This is a genomic window from Psychrobacter sp., from assembly GCF_049295055.1.
Lineage (GTDB): Bacteria > Pseudomonadota > Gammaproteobacteria > Pseudomonadales > Moraxellaceae > Psychrobacter.
In genome coordinates, this window is sequence record NZ_JBAQQF010000070.1 from 1 (window position 1) to 4,397 (window position 4,397).

3 protein-coding genes are annotated in these 4,397 nt (G+C 38.0%); 2 read left to right on the top strand and 1 reads right to left on the bottom strand.

The genetic code is table 11. The features are described 5' to 3' along the window. Nucleotides 1-671 precede the first annotated feature (671 nt). Both WAZ74_RS10520 and WAZ74_RS10525 read left to right on the top strand, forming a co-directional pair. Nucleotides 672-2,291 (top strand): AbgT family transporter, encoded by a 1,620-nt coding sequence (locus WAZ74_RS10520; protein ID WP_144298058.1) that lies wholly within the window; start codon nt 672-674, stop codon nt 2,289-2,291. Between the two features lie 549 nt (nt 2,292-2,840). Next, nucleotides 2,841-4,022, top strand: a complete 1,182-nt coding sequence (locus WAZ74_RS10525) for a hypothetical protein (RefSeq protein WP_422308255.1) — start codon at nt 2,841-2,843, stop codon at nt 4,020-4,022. Nucleotides 4,023-4,028: 6 nt separating this feature from the next. Here WAZ74_RS10525 and WAZ74_RS10530 read toward each other — a convergent pair. After that, nucleotides 4,029-4,397: DNA adenine methylase (locus tag WAZ74_RS10530; RefSeq protein ID WP_422308256.1), on the bottom strand; the 369-nt coding region annotated here is incomplete at its 5' end.

Genomic DNA, 4,397 nt, shown 5'->3' on the forward strand with positions numbered 1-4,397 from the left:
TGAATCGCACCAATCACTAATAGAATATGTGTGGTAAGTACACCATGAAGTACACTGTGCTTATCTCAGCAAGTTAAAACGTTAATACCATTAACCCACAGTTTAGCGTTCAAGTCCTCACTAGGGAACCGCACCAGTGAAATTGGTTTGTCATAGGCATACTTACAATAGATTATAGTGAAGTGATAGGGTGACGGAGCAGGCGGTAGTACTTTAATATTGGCCCGAACTCATATTACAACTTATGATCATTAATAAAATCAACCATCACTTGGGCGGTCCGCCCATCTCCTCCTAGGCATAAAAGCGCCCGCGTTCCTTATAGTTTCGTTGGCTTATTTGAGCTCTTTATTTTTGCGCTCAAGCGCTTTGATGGCTGACCAAGAGGCATTATAGTTCGGTTAAGTTGTTCATGGAAGAAATCCTGTTTGCATAAGTTGGTCTTGGTAAACCTACTTTAGCAATTGTGAACTTCTTGTTTTTGTCTTTTTTGGCGCTCCCTTCTCCTGAACTGGGGTTATTTATTACTCAAAATTCTAAACAATTTGTTTTATGAGACAAAATTATTTGTTTCTGTTTTCCAATTATGTTCCAATCATAACCTTTTATCGGTGTTTTGATACACTTTTAAGCGCATCAAAAGTACTTAATCTTGAAGGAGATAATCGGCTATGCAAGGAAGTAACTCGCCAAATGGCAATCCGCCACATAATAATTTTGATGCAGCAGAGCAAGACTCGCGCATGCAGCGGTTTTTAAAAGGAGTAGAGTGGCTCGGTAATTTACTACCGCATCCTGTTATTTTGTTTGTATGGATGTCAGTATTTTTACTGGTTCTTTCAGCAGTACTGTCTTACTTTGGTATATCGGTAATCGATCCACGACCAGAGGGTGCAAGCGGCCGTAGCGCTGATGGAACTATTGAGGTCGTCAATTTATTAAACGGCGAGGGCTTAGCTCGTATTGTTGAAAACTTGGTGACCAATTTTACTGGTTTTGTGCCACTTGGTACGGTGCTGGTAGCACTACTTGGTGTTGGTATCGCTGAACGCTCTGGAATGATATCAGCCGCACTACGTGGGCTAGTGTTAAACGCGCCAAAGAAAATGGTTACCTTTACTATTGTGTTCGCAGGTATTATGTCAAATACGGCCGCTGAGCTTGGTTATGTGGTTTTGATACCACTTGCTGCGGTTATATTCCACTCTCTTGGTCGACATCCATTGGCTGGTATCGCTGCGGCATTTGCTGGGGTATCTGGTGGCTATAGCGCTAATCTATTACTTGGCACAGTTGATCCTTTATTATCAGGGATTACTCAAGAAGCGGCACGTATCATCGATCCAGCTTACACTGTTGGGGCAGAAGCCAACTGGTACTTTATGATGGTGAGTACTTTTTTGATTAGTGGTTTGGGTTATCTTGTGACCGAGAAAATCGTCGAGCCAAGCCTTGGTAAGTACAATCCTACTGACGCCGATGATCCCTCAGTATTAGATACCAAAGCTGAGCGCGTATCTACTATTGAGAAAAAAGGACTTTTTTGGGCTGGTATTAGCATGCTGGTATTCTGTTTATTATTGGCTTGGACCGTGGTACCTGCTGACGGCATCCTGCGTAATGCTGAGACAGGTCTGTTGTCAGGTTCGCCATTTTTAAAGGGTATCGTTGTCTTCATTTTTGTGTTCTTTGCCATACCTGGTTATATATATGGAAAGATTACTGGTAGCATAAAAAACAACCAAGATGTAGTAGATGCGATGAGCCATGCGATGAGCTCGCTCAGTATTTATATCGTCTTAGTCTTTTTTGCAGCACAGTTTACCGCCTTCTTTAATTGGTCAAACCTTGGTTCTGTAATGGCAGTATCTGGTGCAACTTTCCTAAACGATATTGGTTTAACAGGTCCTTTCTTATTGATCGGTTTTATCTTGATATGTGCGGTGGTTAACTTGATGCTTGGTTCGGCATCTGCGCAATGGGCCGTAACAGCACCAATATTTATCCCCATGCTAATGCTAACTGGCTATGCGCCTGAGATGATACAGGCCGCATACCGTATTGGAGATTCGACTACCAATATCATTACCCCTATGATGAGCTATTTTGGTCTCATTATGGCAGTTGCTATTCGTTATAAGAGAAATACTGGTGTTGGCACACTTATGGCGATGATGTTACCTTATTCAATTGCGTTCTTAGTTGGTTGGATTATTTTATTTTGCGTCTGGGTGTTTGTATTTGGTCTGCCAGTAGGCCCTGGTGCAGAGACGTTTTATCCTGCTAGATAGTAGTGAATCGAAGGTTTGCTAAATGACCCCAGTTCGGGAAAAGGGAGCGCCAAAAAAGAAGTCCACAATTGCTAAAGTAAATTTATCAGAGACCTTCCTAAATTTTGTGTAAGTATTTAATCTAAACGTCAGTTACACAGAATCTGGGATGGTCTCTCTACAATCTAAATAATAGTTACACACTTTTTAGGAAAGGCTCACTATTTTATTTGTTTCTAACAAATAAACACCAGTTTTGACCGCAACAACCCTTCTAAAAATTATAAACCAAAAAAAAGCCCACGTATTGTGGGCTTTTTTTTTGGTTTATAATTTTTTTCTTGATCATGTTAGACTCATTTTCACATTTATGACTATATATTATCCAATATTAGTCAAGTACCTATTAGGTTGATCCACAACATCAACCTAATTAGCCTATTGCTGCCTTTTGTTTGTCATTCAATATATTACTCTGGCTCAGAGTCTCGATTCTAACAAAATGGACTTCGAGATTATCAAGGTACTCCAACTTTCCTAATAAGGGTTTTTATGCTTAAGAATAGTTCAATGAAAGAAATTGTTGATTATCTACTTAATTTATATAAGGTAAATAGCATTACAGAGATACCAACAGAAGATAAGGTTGATTTTTTATGCTACCTATTGGCTACAGATACATATGGTTTAGATCAGATTTTAAGTCAAAATAGCCCAGTTCTTCGAACTGTTAGAGGGCACACATTTGAAACCTATTTTGATGAAGTCTTATATTTAAATGGATACTCATCGCAAGAGATGGGAGGTGATAGCTCGATTGATCGTGTGGTGAACGGCCATACGCTACAATTAAAAACCCCATATAAAAATGGAACTAAGCACGGAATAGCACAGTATAAAACCCATAAAACGCATGGTGCTAAGTCTGAACAAGAATCAATGAGTTATTACCATAAACTTTCTAGCTTCTCTGATTTCTTTGTAGGCCTAATATCCTACAATCCCCAACAGTTTTTAATCCTTCATAAATCTCAACTGCCACTGGTCTCTACTAACGATAACATTAGTAGAATTAAAAGTCCTTTTTCAATTGATCTTACAAATACTGATGGTATTAATGCTTTCCATAAACTAGGTGTCAGTGTTAATCCTGAGTCTATATTAGAGCTTTATCCAAATAATAATGAAATTTTGCCAGAAACTGTAAAAAAGTGCGGTGTTACTACAGAAGTGATTGTTAATACAATTATAAATAAAAGTAACTTTAGAGTTTGGGATATGGCGATTAAAGGTTTTGCTAGAGAGTATGCGTTTGAAAAGTATGCTGCTAAAATAAACTTGCATATACAAGACCCTAAAGTAACAGGTAGACCTCGCTATGATAAAGCCGATTTTGTCATAGAAGATGGAAGCCAATACCTGTTTTTACAAATGAAGGGCTTATCTATAGGAAATTGTAAACTAGATCTAGAAGACCCTATTTTAGGAACTGAAACTCAGCTGACTAGAGGTAGGGTAAATGATCATCCCACACAAAGCAGGCTTTATTTAGTAGCAGACTTTGATTATTTGTTATTAGCTGTTGATCCAACAATCGTGAGTATATGCAATAAAATACCATTGAGTGATAATTTGTCATGGGAATTCTATAAAATACCAGTTTCTTATCTACAATTTCATCCTAAATTTAATAATCGCCTAAAAAGTGTACAAAAGTTCTATTATTCTGAATTAGAAAAATTTAGGATGTAGGTTTTCTTACGTTTTAACAGGGTAGTTAGTAATTATTAACTCGTCTCCAACCATCCTAGAGTCCTTGGTGTTGGCCGTATTATAAAACCAACTTCTTTCATATATATAAGCCCAATCGTATAACTCTCTTATGGCTTCACAGTCGTCATACGAAAGACAGAAATAGTGTTCAGTTTCTTTTAATAGTGATGCCAGTCTTTTATGCTCAGCTTCATCAAAAGGGTGTATATAAGCTCTCTTTGTGTCTGCATCATAATAAGGCGGATCTAAATAGAGCAAAACTTTGCCATTGTTCGTAGGTGCATTTATAAGGTCGCTAAAATCAAGGTTAGTGATCTTAACTTCTGTAAGTTTTTTTCTAGCAATTAATAAAAA